Genomic DNA, 13,208 nt, shown 5'->3' on the forward strand with positions numbered 1-13,208 from the left:
GGGGGGCGGTCAGCCCGTGAGCGTCAGCTCCGAGCTGATCGTCCCCCACAGCGCGTCGAACCACAGCCGGGACTGCTTCACGAACACACCGTCGCGCAGGCCACCGCGCTGGTCGAAGGCGAACAGCGTCGAGCGGACACCCTCCGCGTCGTACATCTCCAGCTGCTCGTGACCGATCTCCTGCTCGCGCCGGCTGAGCGTGTAGTACGCGAAGAGCGCCTCCTCGCCGTTGAGCAGGTAGAGCTTCACCGGCGGGGTGAAGGGCAGCGCGCGGAAGGAGACCCGCACGTCGATGCCGTGCGTGGCCCTGAGGCTCAGCAGGTTGTGCTGGAGCACCTGGCCCTGGGCGTTGCGCATGGCCAGCCACCGCTCGTGCACCGGGCCGCCGGCCCTGCCGCCGCCCACCGGCACCGGGAAGGCCAGGTCGATGTCGCGGCTCGGCAGCAGGACGCGGACGTCGACCTTGGCCGGTTTCAGTCGCCCCGCGTGGATCTGGCGCAGCGATTCACCGAGGGCGAGGGTCAGGGAGACGGAGGTCAGGCACAGGGCGTCGATCTCCACGTGCGGGGCGGCGAAGGCCGCCGCGATCCGGGGCGCGAGGGCGACGGTGGTGGGCATCGGCGGCGCCGGAGGGCCGGTCGGAGCACCGTGGAGGTCGGGCGCGACGGTCGCGGGGCTCCCCTTGGACACGTTGGTGAGCAGACGTTCCGACTGGAGGACGCGCAGTGCCTGGCGTACGACGCCGCGCTCCACGCCGAACTCGTCGGCCAACTGGGCCTGGGTGGGCATGCGCTGGCCCGGCCGCAGCCGACCGGACCTGATCCGGGCGCGCAGCTCGTCGGCCACCTCGCGATGTGTCGTCTGTGGCCGCTGCGGTCTCTTCCGCCCATTGACGGAGGCATGTTCCCGCTCCACGACCAAACACTACAACTTCTCGCCATCTTTAGGCAGTTCACGGAAAGGTGGTTATGAGACGCGTCCAAGCGGAGATAAGTACAGTGAAGTTGGCAGCCAACTTGAGCAACGTGGTCGGACCTTACGGGGGTTGGCCACCACGGTGAACAGGGGGTCCACCATGCCGCTCATCGCGATCGTCGTCGCCGCTCTGGCCATCGGCTTCGAGCAGCTCGTGCAATGGAAGTACGGGCCGATGGGCATCATCGCGTTCGTCGCGCTGTCCATCGGCATCAAGGCGAAGAACACCATGATCGGCGGTGTGGGCGCGGTGATCCTCGTGATGCTGCTCGCCCAGTCCGGCTGATACCGACGTACTGCTGTCCGGGCCCCCTTCCGGAGGGGAGCCGGGAGCCCGGACAGTCAGTCGGCACCAAGGCACCACGGAACAACAACCACAACCGAACAGCGGCACAACAACCACAACCGAAGAGCACGCGCTACGGATGCGCACGTCCACCGTCACCGGCAGAAGGGAGAGCCCCTCAGAACACGTCCGGGCACCAAGGCCGCCTGGAGGTACGCAGCAGGGCGTCGACCACACGGGCGGCGCCCGCTCGTTCTTCCCGCACCCGGCCGAGCGCCGCCAGCCGCACCGCCGACTCGTCGCCCAGCCACAGCGCCCCCAGCTCGCCCACGTCGAGCACGAGATGGGCGCTCTCGGTGGTCGGCGCGCAGGACGCCCCGTCCGGCCCGGCCTCCAGCCGCCACCGCCCGCCGGTCAGCCCTCCCCGGTCCACGGTCTCCAGCACCACCGACCCGCGCCCTTCGTACGTCCGCGCCTCCAGCGCCCGCACGACGTCCAGGATCCGCACCCACAGCCAGTCCGCCTGCGTGACGACCCTCGCCGCGCGCGGGTCCGGCAGGAGGTCCGGGAGCAGGTCGTCGGGGGCCCGCCAGCCGCTCTTCACCGTCGTGATCCAGTCGATCGAGCACAGGTAGTGCCACAGCGCGCGCTCGGCGGCGGGCGTCGCGGCCAGCAGCCAGTCGACGGTCGCCGTCTCCATCGGCTGCTTGGCGTCGCCCCAGTGGTCGTCGGCCCGGTACGAGACCATGCCCTCGACCTCGCCGTCCGCCGCGCGGTACACGGCGTAGAAGGGCTCGGTCCACGGGGCGCCGTCCGTGCTGACGACACCGGTCCGCGTCCGCCACCACAGCTCGGGCCGGCTGACGGCGCCCGGCTGGGACCGGCGCACCCGGTCGTGCAGCCCGGGACCGAGCTTGCGCACGTCCTCGCCGTCCACCAGGTCGATCCGCCCGCCGTCCGCCGGGCCCGCCCAGCGCGGGTCGAGACCGGCCCGCGGCACGTCGACCGCCCACTCGGTCATGGTGGTGGCGGGTCCGAAGCCGTACCGGCCGTAGATCGGGTACTCGGCCGCGATCAGTGTGGCGACGACGTCCCCGCGCTCCTTCGCCGCCGCCAGGTCCTGCGCCATCATGCGGGTCAGGAGACCCCGGCGCCGGTGGGTCGCGGTGACCGTGACGTTGGAGACCGCGTCGGCCTGGACGAGGGCGCCCCCGACGGCGGTGATCTCCTGGCGGAAGGACCGGAAGGTCGCCACACAGCGCCCCTCGTCGAAGGCACCGAGCGACCGGCCCGGCACGAACAGCTCGCGACGGGCCTCCACCTGCGCCGCCGCCACCGCGGGCGGCATCAGGAAACCGGTGTTCAGGGCGCGGTTCCAGTCGGTGAAGTCGGCCTCGGTGATGGGACGTACGTCTATGTCGGTGCGGCGGGTCATGGGCTCACCGTAGGTCGGCCACCGCCCCGGCGTCGCGCGGATTTACGGTCGGTGGGGGCGGCCGGTGAGGTCATCAGAAGGCCGCCCGGATCTCCCCCACCTCGCGTCCGCCGCCCAGCAGCGGCGTACGGCCGATGCGGTCGACCACGTCCCCCTCCACGCCCAGCAGCGCCAGCGCGCGGGCCAGGACCGGGCCCAGGGCCCGCGTCGCGCCGTCCTCGACCTTGAAGGCGAGGGAGCGGCCGCCCGGCAGGGCCACCGCCTGGACGGCCTCGGCGCCCATCTTGGAGAGGCTGCCGGGCACCTCCCGCATCAGCCAGGTGTCGGCGCGGCGGGTGCCGGCGACGTACTCGGGGTGGGCGCGCATCGCGTCGGCGACCCGGCGCTCGGCCGTTCCGGGCTCGGCGCCCACGAAGGAGCGGAAGGCGCGGGCGAGACCCACCAGGCTGATCGCCATCAGCGGCGCCCCGCACCCGTCCGTGCCGACGGCGGCGACCGGCTCGCCCGCCGCGTCCTCCACAACCCTGTGGATGGTGCGCTGGAGCGGGTGCTCGGGGTCGAGGTAGGTCTCCAGGGGCCAGCCGCGCTGCGCGCAGACCGCGAGCATCGCGGTGTGCTTGCCGGAGCAGTTCATGGTGACCCGGTCGGGCACCGCGCCCGAGGCGAGGTAGGTGTCCCGCTCCTCGGCGTCCAGCGGCAGGTCGGGCGGGCACTGGAGCTGGGCCGGGTCGAGGCCGTACTCGGCGAGCATCTTGCGGACCAGGTCGCGGTGAAACGGTTCTCCGGAGTGGCTCGCGGAGGCCAGCGCCAGCCGCTCCTCCGCGAGGTCGAGACCGGCCCGCAGCACGCCCGCCGCCTGCATCGGCTTGTTGGCGGAGCGCGGGAAGACCGGCGCCGTCACCTCGCCGAGGGCCAGCTCCACGGCCCCGTCGGCGCCCAGGACGACCAGACTGCCCCGGTGCCGCCCCTCGACGAAGCCGGACCGGACGACCTCGGCGAGGACGGGCGGCACGACGGGCGAGAGGGCGGAGGTGGGGGCGGGCTGGGACGGTTGCGACGGCTGGGACGCGGGCATCGGCGGTGGCCTTCCGGACGGGTGACCCGCCGCGGCGACGGCCCGGGATCACCGGACCGGCGGGCGGCGCGGATGGCCGCCCCCCGCGTCACACGAGCAGGTCGTCGACTTGTGCTTCCCCCTCACGGTACCGGCGTGCGATCTCCGCGCTGCAGCCGTCCGCCGTGCGCTGCAGCCGCTGCCGGTCCCGGGAGACCCGCTGCTCGTAGCGCACGAGCCGGCCCATCCCGTTGGTCAGCTCGGTGTCGGTGCGGGCCGTCAGGTCCGACAGTTCCACCTCGCCCAGCATCTCCGCGGCCAGCCGGCTGCACTCCTCGCTCCGCGGGGTGCCCAGCGTCACGTGCCGGGCGGAGGAGCGGTGCCGCGCCGGGGCGTCGGCCAGGATCTCCGACAGCCGCTCCACCACGGAACCGGTCACCGCGGTGGTCACCACGGCCGCCGGCCCCCTCCCCGCCAGCTCGGCGCGGAGGATGTCGATACGCCCCTGCAGCAGCCGGCGTACATAGCTGAGGTCCGCCTCCTCGCGCTGTGCGTCCCGGCGGAGCGTGCGCAGCTCCGGCAGGCTCAGCGCGGTCAGGTCGCGCTCCGGGTGCTCGGCCGGCAGCTCCGGGCTGTCCGTGCGCTGCACGGGCGGCCGGGGCGCCTCCAGGCCACCCGGACATGTGAACGCGACTGTCCCCAGGGACCGTCCCGTACTCGGTGTGCTCATGTGCCCTACCGTCCCCTCGCCCGGCGTCTGGGAAGCATCGTGCCACCCCGGATGGCCGCTATGTGACCGAGTGCCCATGATCGGCCCCAGATGGGGGGGTAGGTGGCAAAAAAAGACCCCGTACGGGCCCGCCCGTCCCGGCCCCGGGGGCGCACGGCATCATGGCGGGATGCGTGCAGTGGTGCAGAGGGTGGACGGCGCGAGTGTCGTCGTGGACGGCGAGACCGTGGGGGCGATCGACGGCGCGGGGCTGTGCGTCCTGGTCGGCGTCACCCACGAGGACACCAAGGAGAAGGCGGCCCAGCTGGCCCGCAAGCTCTGGTCGGTGCGGATCCTGCACGACGAGAAGTCGTGCAGCGACCTCGGCGCACCGCTCCTGGTGATCAGCCAGTTCACCCTTTACGGCGACGCCCGCAAGGGACGCCGCCCCACCTGGAACGCGGCGGCGCCCGGCGACGTCGCCGAACCGCTCGTCGACGAGGTCGTCGCACAGCTGCGCTCGCTGGGCGCGACCGTGGCGACGGGCCGGTTCGGCGCGCAGATGCGGGTGTCGCTGACGAACGACGGCCCGTTCACGGTCCTGGTGGAGGTCTGAGCGCGAAGGCTCAGGGTTCCACGACCGTCTCCTGGGCGGCGGCCGTGCCCTCGGCCGTCAGCCGGGCGTCCACCGGCACGTTCCGCTTCACCAGGGCGAGGGCGACCGGGCCCAGTTCGTGGTGGCGTACGGACGTGGTGACGAAGCCGATCTTGCGGCCCTCGGGCCCGTCGTCCGCGAGCCGGATCTCCGCCCCGGCCGGCGGCAGGTGCACCTCGCTGCCGTCCAGGTGCAGGAAGACCAGGCGGCGCGGCGGCTTGCCGAGGTTCTGCACCCGGGCGACGGTCTCCTGGCCCCGGTAGCAGCCCTTCTGGAGGTGCACCGCCGTGCCGATCCAGCCCAGCTCGTGCGGGATGGTCCGGTGGTCGGTCTCGAAACCCAGCCGGGGCCGGTGCTGCTCGACCCGCAGCGCCTCGTGGGCGAGGATCCCGGCCGCGGGACCGGCCCCGTCGGCGAACGCCTCCAGCCGCTCCCTCGGCAGGAAGAGATCACGGCCGTACGGCGTCTCGCGGACGGCGACGCCCGCGGGGACCTCGGCGATGGAGCCGGCGGGCAGGTGCACGACCGCGGTGTCGGCGGTGCGGTCGGCGACCTCGACCCGGTAGAAGAACTTCATCGACTCCAGGTAGGCGATCAGCGCCTCCTGGCTGCCGGGTTCCACGTGGGCCCAGGTGGTCGTTCCGTCGTCGACGAGGTACAGGGCGTGCTCGATGTGGCCGTTCGCGGAGAGGATCAGCGCTTCGGTGGCCTCGCCGGCCGGCAGGTCGCTGACGTGCTGGGTGAGCAGCAGGTGCAGCCAGGCCAGCCGGTCGTCGCCCGTGACGGTGAGGACACCGCGGTGGGAGAGGTCGACGAAGCCGGTGCCGTCGGCGAGGGCACGCTGCTCCCGGAACAGGTCGCCGTAATGGGCGGCGACGCCTTCGTCCACGCCCTCGGCGGGGACCGCGCCGGGCAGGGACAGCAGGGGGCTCTTCATACGCCTAGCCTACGACTCGGTAGTTGAACCCTTCAGGGAGCAGTCGCGGCACCGGCCGAAGATCGCGAAGTGCTTCATGTCGGTGTCGAAGCCGAACTCCTCGCGGAGCTTCGCGGTGAAGTCGGCGGCGACCGAGACGTCGGCCTCGATCACCTCGGTGCAGTCCCGGCAGACCAGGTGGATGTGGTGGTGCCGGTCGGCGAGGTGGTACGTCGGCGCGCCGTGCCCGAGGTGGGCGTGGCTGACCAGCCCCAGCTCCTCCAGCAGCTCCAGCGTGCGGTAGACGGTGGAGATGTTGATACCCGACGCCGTCTTCCGCACCTGGCCGAGGATGTCGTCGGGTGTCGCGTGTTCGAGGGTGTCCACGGCTTCGAGCACCAGCTGCCGCTGCGGGGTCAGCCGGTAGCCGCGCTGTCTCAGGTCGCTCTTCCAGTCGGTGCTCACCACACCCATGAGTCTAGGACTACTTGAAGAAAGCGATCCCGTCGTCCGGCATGTCGTCCGGCAGGGCCTTGGCCCAGCGCTCGACGTCCTCCGGGGTGACGACCTTCTTCAGGTGCGCCGACATGTAGGGGCGCAGCTCGACCTCGGGGGTCTGCTTCTCGCCGACCCACATCAGGTCGCTCTTGACGTAGCCGTACAGCCGCTTGCCGCCGGTGTAGGGCCGGGAGGCGGCGGTGCGGGCCACCGCGTCGGTGACCAGGTCGATCTGCGGCTTCTGGTCGGCCAGCTCGCCGTACCAGATCTCGATGACACCGTCGTCGCGGGTCATCGTGGCCTCGACCCTGCGGTTCGCGTCGATGCGCCAGAAGCCGTACTCGGACTCCAGCGGGCGGACCTTGTTGCCGTCCTGGTCGAGCACCCAGGTGTGGGAGCGGTACTCCAGGAAGTCCCGGCCGTCGTGGGTGAAGGAGACCTCCTGCCCGAAGTTGCACTTCTCGTCGCCCGGGAAGTCGTGCACACCCGCGCCGGCCCAGTCGCCGAGCAGGAAGACGAGCGGGACGAGGTCCTTGTGGAGGTCGGACGGGATCTCGATCATGAGCGGTACTTCCTGGCGTCGGTGATCAGCGCTGGCCCTGGTACAGCTTCTTCACGGTCAGACCGGCGAAGGCGAGAACGCCGACGCAGACCAGGACCAGCAGGGCTTCGAAGAAGATCTCCACGGGGTGCTCCTTGAGCGGGGGGGCATACGACAGGGCCGGGGCCCAGCTTACGCGGCCCCTCCCGGCTCTTCCCGTCGGACTCCACCCACGAAGGCGACCCACGCGGGCGCGGTGAAGAGCAGCGCACCGAGGGTGGGGGCCTTGCTGTCCCGGACGGGGACGAGGGAGGGGATGCCGTGGGCGACCTCGACGCAGTTGCCGCCGTCCTGGTTGCTGTAGCTGCTCCTGCACCAAGTGATCGCGCTCAGGTCGATGGCTCGCATGGCGCTTCCTCCAGCATCCGCTCGATGAACTCCCGCGACTCGGCCGGAGACAGGGCCGTATCGCGCACCCGATCGTATCGGAGCTGCAACTGGTCGACCGCCGTTGTTTCCTGGACCAGTTCGCCCGAGTAGCCCGTCTCCACCCAGGCGACGATCCGGCCCGAACGGTGCAAGAACATGGCGTCGGTATTGGTCAGGGCGTGCAACCCCGCCGCACAGGGGACCACCTGAATGCTGATGTTCGCGCGCTCGCCCATCGCCAGGAGATGGCCCAATTGCGCACGCCACTCGGCCGGACTTCGCAGCGTGCTACGCAGCACCGTCTCCGAAAGCAGCGCCCGGAACTGCGGCCCTCCCTCGGCCAGCAGCGGCTCACGGCGTCCCATGCGTGCCAGCACCTGCTTCTCCAGCTCGACGCCCGCCAGTCCGCCTTGGCTCAGCAGCTCCGCCGCGTACCCCGGCGTCTGGAGCAGACCCGGCACGATGCTCGGCGAGTACTGCCACATACTCACCGCCTCGGCCTCCAAAACCATGTACCGCCGATACCGCTCCTTGAACTGCGTCGGATCGGCCACCGCCAGCTCCCACAGCGTGAGCAGCATCCCGCCCGTGCCGTAGTACTGGTCGAGCGCCTCGACGATCTCCGGGCCGCCCAGCGTGTGGCCGTTCTCCATCTTTCCGAACTGGGACGCGTCCCACCCCACCGCCTCCGCCACGCCCCGCAGGGACATGCCCCGCCCGTGGCGGAGCAGCCGCAGCTCCTCCGCGAACCGCGCCCTCGGCTCCTGACTGCGACCCGTGATCGCCCTCCGCTGCGGCACCGCACCCCTCCCGGCTGTGGAATTTGTGGAACTTGGAGCGCCCTTTGTGGCACTAGCGGCCGTTCCGGGCTCGGCGACCCCCGGTGTGGGTCATGCTCGTACTGCCCAGCACTACGCAGAGTAGGGCAACTGTCGCATTACGTATAGATGTTGGCATAAGGGAGCGAACCCGTGAGAACAGAACCGGCCACCTTCGACCCCGGCGCCGTCCTCTACGACCCCGCCACCGCCAAGGTCGGCGAGTACCAGGGCCTCGCCGGTCCCCGTGCGCTGCTCCGCCCCGTCGGCGGCGGCCGGGAGTGGGAGGCGGAGCCGGCCGGTCTGCGCCCGGCGACCGACCGTGAACGGCTCGGCGCGGGCGTCCGCACGGCCAACGCACGGGCACTCGCCGCGCCCCCGGACCCGGGCGACCTGAGCCGGGCCCCCACGCCGGTCGTCGGCTGCGCGGCCTGCGCCTGGCTGGCCGACCGGCGGGAGGACGCGAGGGCGGCACACGACCACAGCGCGGTGACGGACGCGAACGTCCTGCTGCGCCAGCACCAGCGCAAGGAGCACGAGGCATGACGTACGACGGCGGACTGCCCTACGAGGAGTGCAAGCGGGCCCAGCGGCTCGCGCCGCGACGGGACCGGGCTCCCCTCTCACCCGGCTTCGCGACGCCCCCGTTCCATCAGGCCCACCCGCCCAGGCCCGTGCCGAGGCGTGTGGTCCGGCCCCGGCGGTGCGTCAGGCTGGACGGCGCCACCGTCAGCGGCCTGCTCACCGTGCTCAGCGTCGCGACGCTCCTGGTGACGATCACCGTCGCTCTCTGACGCCGCCGAGGAGGGCTACGCTTCCCGGCATGGCGAAGAAGCTCGTGATCAAGGTGACGGCGGGGGCGGACGCGCCCGAGCGGTGTTCTCAGGCGTTCACGGTGGCGGCGGTGGCCGTGGCCAGTGGGGTCGACGTCTCGCTGTGGCTGACCGGCGAGTCCGCGTGGTTCGCGGTGCCGGGCCGGGCCGCGGAGTTCGAGCTGCCGCACGCCGCGCCGCTGCCCGACCTGCTCGACTCGCTGCTGGCGGGCGGCCGGGTGACGCTGTGCACCCAGTGCGCGGCCCGCCGCGACCTCACCGAGAAGGACGTCATCGAGGGCGTGCGGATCGCGGGCGCGCAGGTCTTCGTGCAGGAGGCCCTCGCCGACGACACGCAGGCGCTCGTCTACTGAGCGGTCCGCGTCGTCGACGAGGCCCCCGCCCCGCCGCGGATCAGCCGAGGAGTCCGCTCTGCAGGGCGACCGTCTGCTGGAAGGGCACGGCCGCGGCCTCGCCCTTGCGGCTCTGCAGGACGACGGCCAGCACGTCCCCGGCGCCGAGGTAGGCCTGCCGCACCTGCTCGGCGCCGTAGGGCTCGGGCTCGACGTAGACCGAGGGGACCAGGTCGTCGCTCAGGGCCTCCATCGGGAAGTCCTCGTCGGGCACGCTCCGGTCCGTGCCGCGCACGGCGTAAGCAGGCTCGCTGTACGACACGAGGTGGCGGTTGCGTAGATCGTCCGCGACAGCCGCGGTGTCGAATTGCAGCAGGTAGATCCGGGTGTGCGTCCCGTCGGACGTGGTCCAGCCGCGAGCGGCGATGTGCCGCAGCCCGAAATCGACGAACAGCTGCCGCAGCTCGCCGTGCTCGGACGCGTCCCGGTACTCCTTGAGGAACCGGTCCGTCGCCAGCCAGCCGTCCTTGCCCCTCAGAGCCTCGTCCGGCTGGGCGCCCTCGGGCGCGGGCAGCACGAGTTCCCGCAGATCCGCGTAGTGGGCGCCGGCCGGATTGGCCTGAGCGAAGGGCCGGGGACTGCCCGACGGCAGCGCCGGCATCGTCACCTCGGGGTACGTCCAGCGCCCGTCCGTCCGGGTCGCCAGGCCCGGTACGTCCGTCCGCTCCATGCGCGTCACGCCGTACGCCGCGGCCGATCCGACGGCGGCGAAGACGGCGACGGCCGCGGTCCAGCGCAGCACGCCCCGCAGGACCCGACGGTCCTTCCGCACCTCGGGTGGGACCTCGACGGCCGTGGGCTCCCCGCCCGGCAGCGCATCGTCGGGCGGCAGGGCCGGCGGGAGTAGCTGCTCGGCCCGCTCCGTGTCCTCGGTCTTCTCGGTCACACCGCCTCCCCGGTCCCGCCGATGCGGTCGAGCTGCTCCGCCAGGAGCGCGGCGACGCCCTTGGCACCGAAGGGCGGCACTCCCTCGGCGACGGCGGAGACCAGGACGTCTGCCTGGTGGGCGCTGCAGAACATGATGTCCAGTTCCTCGTCCGATTCGCCCGGCAGGCGGTAGCAACGGGCGCTCTTGTGGCCCTTGACGGCCGGGCCCGCCTCGAGGCCGTCCAGTGCCTCGAAGAACTCGTTCTGACCGACCGCGCCGGAACGGGCCGCGTCCTGATTCATCCGCGTCAGCACGACGGCCACCGTGGCCGCACCGGTGTGCTCACCGTTGTGGAAGCCCCCTGTCGTGGCGTAACTGCGCATGGCCACGCCCGAGATGTGCCGACGGTCGATCTCCTTCTCCAGCGCTCTGCGTTGGGAGCGGGGCAGGTCGTTCAGCGACTCCTTGGTCAGGGCAGCCGCATGAGCGCCGCTCAGTTCGACGTCGGCCCCGAATTCTCCGAGGTCCGGTCCCCGCGTCCACCCGTCCGGCCGGTACGGCACCAGGGCCGCGGACAATCCGGTCGCCGGCGTCGTCGTCTCGTCGTCCGTCGCGGCACGGGGCGCCGTCCAGACGGGTGCGCCTGCGGTCCGGTCGGCCTCCTTGACGATGTGGGCCGTATACCCGGCGGCTCCGCCGACCGCGGCGACCAGCACCACCGCGACCGCGACGGGAGCGACCCACCTCCGGCGCGTCGCCCGCGCGCCCGGCGCGGTCTGTTCGTTCTCGGTCACAGCCGCTCCATCTGCCGCTTCGCCAGATCCGCGATCAGCTTCTTGCTGATGCGCTCGGAGCCGGTGATCAGGATTTCCATCTCGATGTCGCCCCGCCAGGCGTAGGCCTCGGCGACATACGCCTGGCGCCCGTGGGCTCTTCCCGGCTTCGGCTGGTTGTGGACGAACGTCTCGCCGTCGCCGGTCCCGGGAATCGCCGAGATGTCCGCGTCCGCCATCCACGACGCCCAGTGGCGGCCGGTGTCGCTGGCCTCGACCGCCGCCAGGGCCTCCTCCTGATGGAACTGGACCAGATAGACCTCGACGGTGTACGAGCCGTCGACGGTCCAGCTCGCGACCGCCGCGCGACGGAACTCGTCGTGGATGTACTGCGAGAACTTCTTGCCCGTCTGCTCGTACTTCTCGGCGTAGCTCGCGAGGTCCATCCAACCGTCGGCGCCCGCGACCCACTCGGCCTCGCGCGCCCCCCGCGGCTTCTTCACGAGAAGCTTGCGCAGGTCGCCGTTGGTGCGCGCGCGACGGTCCTGAGCGGCCGGAAGCGGCTTCGACGTCTGGCCGGCGGCCGGTGATGACAGCGGCTGAGCCAGTGAGGGCAGCTTCGTCGGAGAGCGGTCCGCCTGTACGAGGTAACCGCCGCACGTTCCGGCCACCAGCCCCAGCGCGGCGGCGGTGGAAATGAGCAATGTGGTGCGTCCGCGTCGGGACCGACGCCGTGCGGCCTGCTCAGTCCTCACGTCAGGTGACGCCCCGCCCCCTCCCCCGGGTGCCGTCGCTTCCTCAGCTCCCACTTCTGGTGCCAACTCGTCCCCCCACGGAACGTCGCGCAGAAATTCGATCAAGCGTGCGCACAGGAGACCTGCGACGCGGCTCCGGGGTTGTGGCGGCCTTGATCACGATTCGGCCATGGCGGCCTGCGTCCACAGGCAGAAGGGGTGTCCCGACGGGTCGAGCAGCACCCGTACGTCGTCCTGGGGCTGGTACTCGGCGAGCCGCGCGCCCTCGGCCACGGCGCGCGCGGTCTCCGCCGCCAGGTCGTCGACCTCGATGTCGAGGTGCAGCATCATCTGCTGGTCGCCCGGGTTCCGGCCCGGCCAGACGGGCGGCACGTACGCGGGCTCCGTCTCGAAGGCCGGCGAGGTGCCCCCGGTGCCGGGCGGCGGGCCGATGAGCACCCAGTGCGGTTCCTCGGCACGCACCTCGTAGCCCAGCAGCCGCAGGTGGAAGCGCGCAGGTGGAAGCCGGCGAGTTCGTGGGCGTCGTGCGCGTCCGGCACGACGGTGGACGGCTTCGTCGGAGACATGCCCGCCATCATTGCCGGGCCGTCGTGGTTCCCGGGCCGGATCTAGCGCGGCGGTTTCTTCCCGTCCAGCTCGTCCCACCACTCGTCGGACTTGGGGTCGCCCGACGGGTCGTCCCACCAGCGGTCGTCCGGGCCGCGCCGGTTGGCGACCATCGCGGCCAGCGGGGGGATGACCATGGCGACCACGCACATGGCCACCGCGGCCGGCACGGACCACAGGCGCACGACTCCCCACGCCAGGACGAAGAGCGCGATGCAGGTCCCCATCATGGCGAAGTAGACGTGCCGCCGCCGCGCGTACATGCCTCAAGGGTAGATCCGGACGCCGGATCCGGACATGCCGAAGGGCCGCACCCCAGGCGTCCAACCCGGTGGGTGCGGCCCCTCGGCCGTCGCGTGGCGCGGGTGCCGTCAGACGGCGATCGCGACCTCCGCAAGACCGCCCTGCTGGGCGACGACCGTGCGGTCGGCGGTGCCGCCGGGGACGAGCGCCCGTACGGTCCAGGTGCCCTCGGCCGCGTAGAAGCGGAACTGGCCCGTCGCGGACGTCGGGACCTCCGCCGTGAACTCGCCGGTGGCGTCCAGCAGACGGACGTAGCCCGTCACCGGCTCGCCGTCACGGGTCACGTGACCCTGGATGGTGGTCTCACCGGGCTTGATCGTCGAGGCGTCGGGGCCGCCGGCCTTCGCTCCGCACATGTCGTA

General features: G+C 72.0%; 20 protein-coding genes. 5 read left to right on the plus strand and 15 right to left on the minus strand.

Features of this window, described 5'->3' with window-relative positions; translation table 11 throughout:
- Nucleotides 1–9: 9 nt before the first annotated feature.
- Nucleotides 10–921 (minus strand): FadR/GntR family transcriptional regulator, encoded by a 912-nt coding sequence (locus tag OIE75_RS17265; RefSeq protein ID WP_329471411.1) that lies wholly within the window; start codon nt 919–921, stop codon nt 10–12.
- Between the two features lie 154 nt (nt 922–1,075).
- Here OIE75_RS17265 and OIE75_RS17270 point away from each other — a divergent pair, with 154 nt between their 5' ends.
- Nucleotides 1,076–1,261 carry a hypothetical protein gene (locus OIE75_RS17270; protein WP_003974784.1) on the plus strand — a complete coding sequence of 62 codons (186 nt, stop codon included), beginning with the start codon at nt 1,076–1,078 and terminating at the stop codon, nt 1,259–1,261.
- 178 nt (nt 1,262–1,439) lie between these two features.
- Here the strand turns inward: OIE75_RS17270 and OIE75_RS17275 are convergent, their stop codons facing one another.
- The 3 genes from OIE75_RS17275 to OIE75_RS17285 all read right to left on the minus strand — a co-directional run bounded on the left by OIE75_RS17275 (nt 1,440) and on the right by OIE75_RS17285 (nt 4,480).
- Nucleotides 1,440–2,696 (minus strand): GNAT family N-acetyltransferase, encoded by a 1,257-nt coding sequence (locus OIE75_RS17275; protein ID WP_307013433.1) that lies wholly within the window; start codon nt 2,694–2,696, stop codon nt 1,440–1,442.
- 73 nt (nt 2,697–2,769) lie between these two features.
- Nucleotides 2,770–3,771: an asparaginase gene (locus OIE75_RS17280; RefSeq protein ID WP_307013435.1), complete on the minus strand. Its 1,002-nt coding sequence runs from the start codon at nt 3,769–3,771 to the stop codon at nt 2,770–2,772.
- A gap of 88 nt (nt 3,772–3,859) precedes the next feature.
- Nucleotides 3,860–4,480 (minus strand): RsiG family protein, encoded by a 621-nt coding sequence (locus OIE75_RS17285; RefSeq protein WP_329471412.1) that lies wholly within the window; start codon nt 4,478–4,480, stop codon nt 3,860–3,862.
- Between the two features lie 169 nt (nt 4,481–4,649).
- Here OIE75_RS17285 and dtd point away from each other — a divergent pair, with 169 nt between their 5' ends.
- Entirely contained in the window at nt 4,650–5,075 is a 426-nt protein-coding gene (gene dtd, locus OIE75_RS17290) for a D-aminoacyl-tRNA deacylase (RefSeq protein ID WP_161328490.1), read from the plus strand.
- Nucleotides 5,076–5,085: 10 nt separating this feature from the next.
- Here dtd and ygfZ read toward each other — a convergent pair whose 3' ends face one another.
- The 5 genes from ygfZ to OIE75_RS17315 form a co-directional block, all read right to left on the minus strand.
- The gene (gene ygfZ, locus OIE75_RS17295) at nt 5,086–6,051 is read right to left on the minus strand and encodes a CAF17-like 4Fe-4S cluster assembly/insertion protein YgfZ (protein WP_307013438.1); all 966 of its coding nucleotides are present in this window, start codon (nt 6,049–6,051) and stop codon (nt 5,086–5,088) included.
- Nucleotides 6,052–6,060: 9 nt separating this feature from the next.
- Entirely contained in the window at nt 6,061–6,498 is a 438-nt protein-coding gene (locus OIE75_RS17300) for a Fur family transcriptional regulator (protein WP_307013440.1), read from the minus strand.
- A 16-nt stretch (nt 6,499–6,514) separates the two neighbouring features.
- Nucleotides 6,515–7,090, minus strand: coding sequence for an FABP family protein (locus tag OIE75_RS17305; protein ID WP_122621124.1), 576 nt, complete (start codon nt 7,088–7,090; stop codon nt 6,515–6,517).
- Nucleotides 7,091–7,261: 171 nt separating this feature from the next.
- The gene (locus tag OIE75_RS17310; protein ID WP_329471413.1) at nt 7,262–7,477 is read right to left on the minus strand and encodes a DUF397 domain-containing protein; all 216 of its coding nucleotides are present in this window, start codon (nt 7,475–7,477) and stop codon (nt 7,262–7,264) included.
- Nucleotides 7,459–8,298, minus strand: coding sequence for a helix-turn-helix domain-containing protein (locus tag OIE75_RS17315; RefSeq protein ID WP_329471414.1), 840 nt, complete (start codon nt 8,296–8,298; stop codon nt 7,459–7,461). The genes OIE75_RS17310 and OIE75_RS17315 overlap by 19 nt, the downstream gene beginning before the upstream one ends.
- A gap of 171 nt (nt 8,299–8,469) precedes the next feature.
- Between OIE75_RS17315 and OIE75_RS17320 the strand changes: the two genes are divergently transcribed.
- The 3 genes from OIE75_RS17320 to OIE75_RS17330 are packed head-to-tail and all read left to right on the plus strand — an operon-like array spanning nt 8,470 to nt 9,502.
- Nucleotides 8,470–8,862, plus strand: coding sequence for a hypothetical protein (locus tag OIE75_RS17320; RefSeq protein ID WP_329471415.1), 393 nt, complete (start codon nt 8,470–8,472; stop codon nt 8,860–8,862).
- Nucleotides 8,859–9,110, plus strand: a complete 252-nt coding sequence (locus tag OIE75_RS17325) for a hypothetical protein (protein WP_329471416.1) — start codon at nt 8,859–8,861, stop codon at nt 9,108–9,110. Before OIE75_RS17320 ends, OIE75_RS17325 begins: the two co-directional genes overlap by 4 nt.
- 29 nt (nt 9,111–9,139) lie before the next feature.
- Nucleotides 9,140–9,502, plus strand: a complete 363-nt coding sequence (locus OIE75_RS17330; protein WP_003974797.1) for a DsrE family protein — start codon at nt 9,140–9,142, stop codon at nt 9,500–9,502.
- A 40-nt stretch (nt 9,503–9,542) separates the two neighbouring features.
- On the opposite strand, the gene OIE75_RS17335 is transcribed toward OIE75_RS17330, so the two are convergent.
- From OIE75_RS17335 to OIE75_RS17360, 6 genes are all read right to left on the minus strand, one after another.
- On the minus strand, nt 9,543–10,427 hold the full coding sequence (locus OIE75_RS17335) for a hypothetical protein (RefSeq protein ID WP_329471417.1): 885 nt from the start codon (nt 10,425–10,427) through the stop codon (nt 9,543–9,545).
- A complete protein-coding gene (locus OIE75_RS17340; protein ID WP_329471418.1) occupies nt 10,424–11,203 on the minus strand; it encodes a hypothetical protein in 780 nt (259 codons plus the stop codon). Before OIE75_RS17340 ends, OIE75_RS17335 begins: the two co-directional genes overlap by 4 nt.
- Nucleotides 11,200–11,886, minus strand: coding sequence for a hypothetical protein (locus OIE75_RS17345; RefSeq protein WP_329471419.1), 687 nt, complete (start codon nt 11,884–11,886; stop codon nt 11,200–11,202). Before OIE75_RS17345 ends, OIE75_RS17340 begins: the two co-directional genes overlap by 4 nt.
- A 207-nt stretch (nt 11,887–12,093) precedes the next feature.
- The gene (locus OIE75_RS17350) at nt 12,094–12,399 is read right to left on the minus strand and encodes a VOC family protein (RefSeq protein WP_443078369.1); all 306 of its coding nucleotides are present in this window, start codon (nt 12,397–12,399) and stop codon (nt 12,094–12,096) included.
- A 146-nt stretch (nt 12,400–12,545) separates the two neighbouring features.
- Entirely contained in the window at nt 12,546–12,806 is a 261-nt protein-coding gene (locus tag OIE75_RS17355; protein ID WP_122621125.1) for a DUF3099 domain-containing protein, read from the minus strand.
- A gap of 108 nt (nt 12,807–12,914) precedes the next feature.
- On the minus strand, nt 12,915–13,202 hold the full coding sequence (locus tag OIE75_RS17360) for a DUF1416 domain-containing protein (RefSeq protein ID WP_031047895.1): 288 nt from the start codon (nt 13,200–13,202) through the stop codon (nt 12,915–12,917).
- Nucleotides 13,203–13,208: the final 6 nt, after the last annotated feature.

The organism is Streptomyces sp. NBC_01723, from assembly GCF_036246005.1.
GTDB lineage: Bacteria > Actinomycetota > Actinomycetes > Streptomycetales > Streptomycetaceae > Streptomyces.

What these genes read in the sequence shown, in the direction of transcription:
- OIE75_RS17270 (WP_003974784.1), top strand. Translation starts at nt 1,076, where the DNA reads ATGCCGCTCATCGCGATCGTCGTCGCCGCTCTGGCCATCGGCTTCGAG.
- OIE75_RS17275 (WP_307013433.1), bottom strand. Translation starts at nt 2,696, where the DNA reads ATGACCCGCCGCACCGACATAGACGTACGTCCCATCACCGAGGCCGAC.
- OIE75_RS17280 (WP_307013435.1), bottom strand. Translation starts at nt 3,771, where the DNA reads ATGCCCGCGTCCCAGCCGTCGCAACCGTCCCAGCCCGCCCCCACCTCC.
- OIE75_RS17285 (WP_329471412.1), bottom strand. Translation starts at nt 4,480, where the DNA reads ATGAGCACACCGAGTACGGGACGGTCCCTGGGGACAGTCGCGTTCACA.
- dtd (WP_161328490.1), top strand. Translation starts at nt 4,650, where the DNA reads ATGCGTGCAGTGGTGCAGAGGGTGGACGGCGCGAGTGTCGTCGTGGAC.
- ygfZ (WP_307013438.1), bottom strand. Translation starts at nt 6,051, where the DNA reads ATGAAGAGCCCCCTGCTGTCCCTGCCCGGCGCGGTCCCCGCCGAGGGC.
- OIE75_RS17305 (WP_122621124.1), bottom strand. Translation starts at nt 7,090, where the DNA reads ATGATCGAGATCCCGTCCGACCTCCACAAGGACCTCGTCCCGCTCGTC.
- OIE75_RS17310 (WP_329471413.1), bottom strand. Translation starts at nt 7,477, where the DNA reads ATGCGAGCCATCGACCTGAGCGCGATCACTTGGTGCAGGAGCAGCTAC.
- OIE75_RS17325 (WP_329471416.1), top strand. Translation starts at nt 8,859, where the DNA reads ATGACGTACGACGGCGGACTGCCCTACGAGGAGTGCAAGCGGGCCCAG.
- OIE75_RS17330 (WP_003974797.1), top strand. Translation starts at nt 9,140, where the DNA reads ATGGCGAAGAAGCTCGTGATCAAGGTGACGGCGGGGGCGGACGCGCCC.
- OIE75_RS17355 (WP_122621125.1), bottom strand. Translation starts at nt 12,806, where the DNA reads ATGTACGCGCGGCGGCGGCACGTCTACTTCGCCATGATGGGGACCTGC.
- OIE75_RS17360 (WP_031047895.1), bottom strand. Translation starts at nt 13,202, where the DNA reads ATGTGCGGAGCGAAGGCCGGCGGCCCCGACGCCTCGACGATCAAGCCC.